We start from the raw sequence: 2,170 nt of genomic DNA on the forward strand, positions 1-2,170 counted from the left end.
CCCCCCCCCCCCCCCCCCCCCCCCCCCCCCTCGGATTTTTTGTGTTTTCCCGGAGGTGAACGCCACTGAAACAGCCATCTCAAGCAAACAGACTCATCGCCTGCCTGTTCTTTTACATCCCCGTGGTCTGGGCGGCGCTGCTCATCGCCCAGTCGCTGGAAAGCGGCCAGAGCGCAGCAAGTGGACTGCCCGCCCTGATTGCCAACCTGACCGCGGCGCTCCAGGACCCTCTGGAGGTGCGGTGGACGGACAAGAGTCTCCTATCCATCCTGAGCTGCGCCGGCGTCTATATCATGGCCCTCGCCCTGTGGGGTGCGGAGCAGGGCAGGAGGCGGGAGGGCGCGGAGCACGGCTCCGCCGCCTGGGCCTCGCCCCGGCAGGTCAACGCCATGTTCGCCCAGAAGGAGAACAAGCTCCTCACCCGCAATGTCCGCCTGGGGCTGGACACCCACAAGCACCGCCGCTCTCTCAATGTGCTGGTCATTGGCGGCAGCGGTGCGGCCAAGACCCGAAGCTATGTCAAGCCCAACATCCTGGAGGCCAATACCAACTATGTGGTCACGGACCCGAAACAAGAGGTGCTCACCGCCACAGGCGGCTGGCTGAAGCAGAACGGATACGAGATCCGGGTGCTCAATGTGGTCAACCTGGCGCAGAGCGACGGCTACAACCCCTTCCGCTATCTGCGGGATGAGAAGGACGCCCTCAAGCTGGTGAACAATCTCATCCAGGCCACCACTCCGAAGGGCAGCCATGAGTCCGATCCATTCTGGACCAAGGCCGAGACGGCGCTCCTCCAGGCCATCATCCTCATGCTGTTCCAGGAGGCCCCGGAGTATGAACAGAACTTCTCCATGGTGATGCGGGTACTGGAGTACGCCGAGGTAAAGGAGGAGGACGAGGAGTACGTCTCGCCCCTGGACCTGCTCTTCCAGGCCATAGAGCAGGTCCGGCCGGACAGCGTGGCGGTGCGGCAATACAAGGTCTTTAAGATGGCCGCGGGCAAGACCTCCAAGTCCATCCTCGTGTCCACCGCCGTCCGGCTGGCTCCCTTCAATCTGCCCCAGATCAAGGCCATCACCGACCACGACGACATGGACCTCTACACCCTGGGCGAAAAGAAAGTGGCGCTGTACGCCGTCATCCCGGACAATGACACGACATTCAATTTCCTGGTGTCCCTGCTCTACGCCCAGGCGTTCCAGGCCCTCTACTACAGCGCCGACCAGATCCACCACGGGGCCTTGCCCCGCCATGTCCACTTCGTGCTGGACGAGTTCGCCGCGATGCCCCTGCCCGGCTTCACCCGCGAGCTGGCCACCATGCGCTCCCGCAACATCTCTGCCAGTACCATCATCCAGAACATGGCCCAGATCAAGGAGCTGTACAAGGATAGCTGGGAGACCATCCCCGGCAACTCGGACACCATCCTCTACCTGGGCGGCAACGAGGCCAGCACCCACAAGTACATCTCCGAGGCGCTGGGCAAGGCCACCATTGATACCAGGACCCACGGCCAGACGAAAGGCCGCTCCGGTTCCTACTCCACCAACTTCCAGATGAGCGGCCGGGAGCTGCTCACCCCGGATGAGGTGCGCGGCCTGGACAACCGGTACGCCATCCTGTTCATCCGCGGCGCCAGGCCGGTCATGGATTTGAAGTACGAGCTTTCCCAGCATCCGGCCATCCGCCACACCGTGGACGGCGGCGGGCCACCCTATATTCATAAAGGCAAACAGGAACCAGCGTTTACAGGAACTCCTCTTTTTCAGGCATTTTTCGCTGAAGAACTCAATGAAAGTGAGGAGAATGCTGCATGAAACATGATCTCAACCGCAACCTCCAGTGGCGGGCAAAGCGGCTTTACGCCCTGTTTGCCTGCCTCGTCCTGACCCTGCCCTTCGCCGTCGTCCCCGCCTTTGCGGCGGCTGACCCTCTGTCCGTGGTCACCAGCCTGTCCGACTTCATCTTTTCCCTCATCCGGGCCGTGGGCCTCATCCTGCTGGGTTACGGCATCCTCCAGGTAGGCCTCTCCCTCCAGTCCCACGACCCCTCCCAGCGCTCCAACGGTATCCTCACCATCGCGGGCGGCATTGTAATAACTTTTACGAAGGAGATCCTCACTCTCATCACCGGGGGATAACAAGTGGCCGGGAACGCAAATGCGTTC

The 2,170-nt window shown here is 61.9% G+C and carries 2 protein-coding genes; both read left to right on the forward strand.

Features of this window, described 5'->3' with window-relative positions; all coding sequences use genetic code 11:
• Positions 1-122 precede the first annotated feature (122 nt).
• Positions 123-1,820, forward strand: a complete 1,698-nt coding sequence (locus ACESY8_RS10465) for a VirD4-like conjugal transfer protein, CD1115 family (protein ID WP_204681962.1) — start codon at positions 123-125, stop codon at positions 1,818-1,820.
• Positions 1,817-2,143: a hypothetical protein gene (locus ACESY8_RS10470; protein ID WP_054338978.1), complete on the forward strand. Its 327-nt coding sequence runs from the start codon at positions 1,817-1,819 to the stop codon at positions 2,141-2,143. Before ACESY8_RS10465 ends, ACESY8_RS10470 begins: the two co-directional genes overlap by 4 nt.
• Positions 2,144-2,170 lie beyond the last annotated feature (27 nt).

This window comes from Clostridium sp. ATCC BAA-442 (genome assembly GCF_964239415.1).
Classification (GTDB): domain Bacteria; phylum Bacillota; class Clostridia; order Oscillospirales; family Oscillospiraceae; genus Flavonifractor; species Flavonifractor plautii.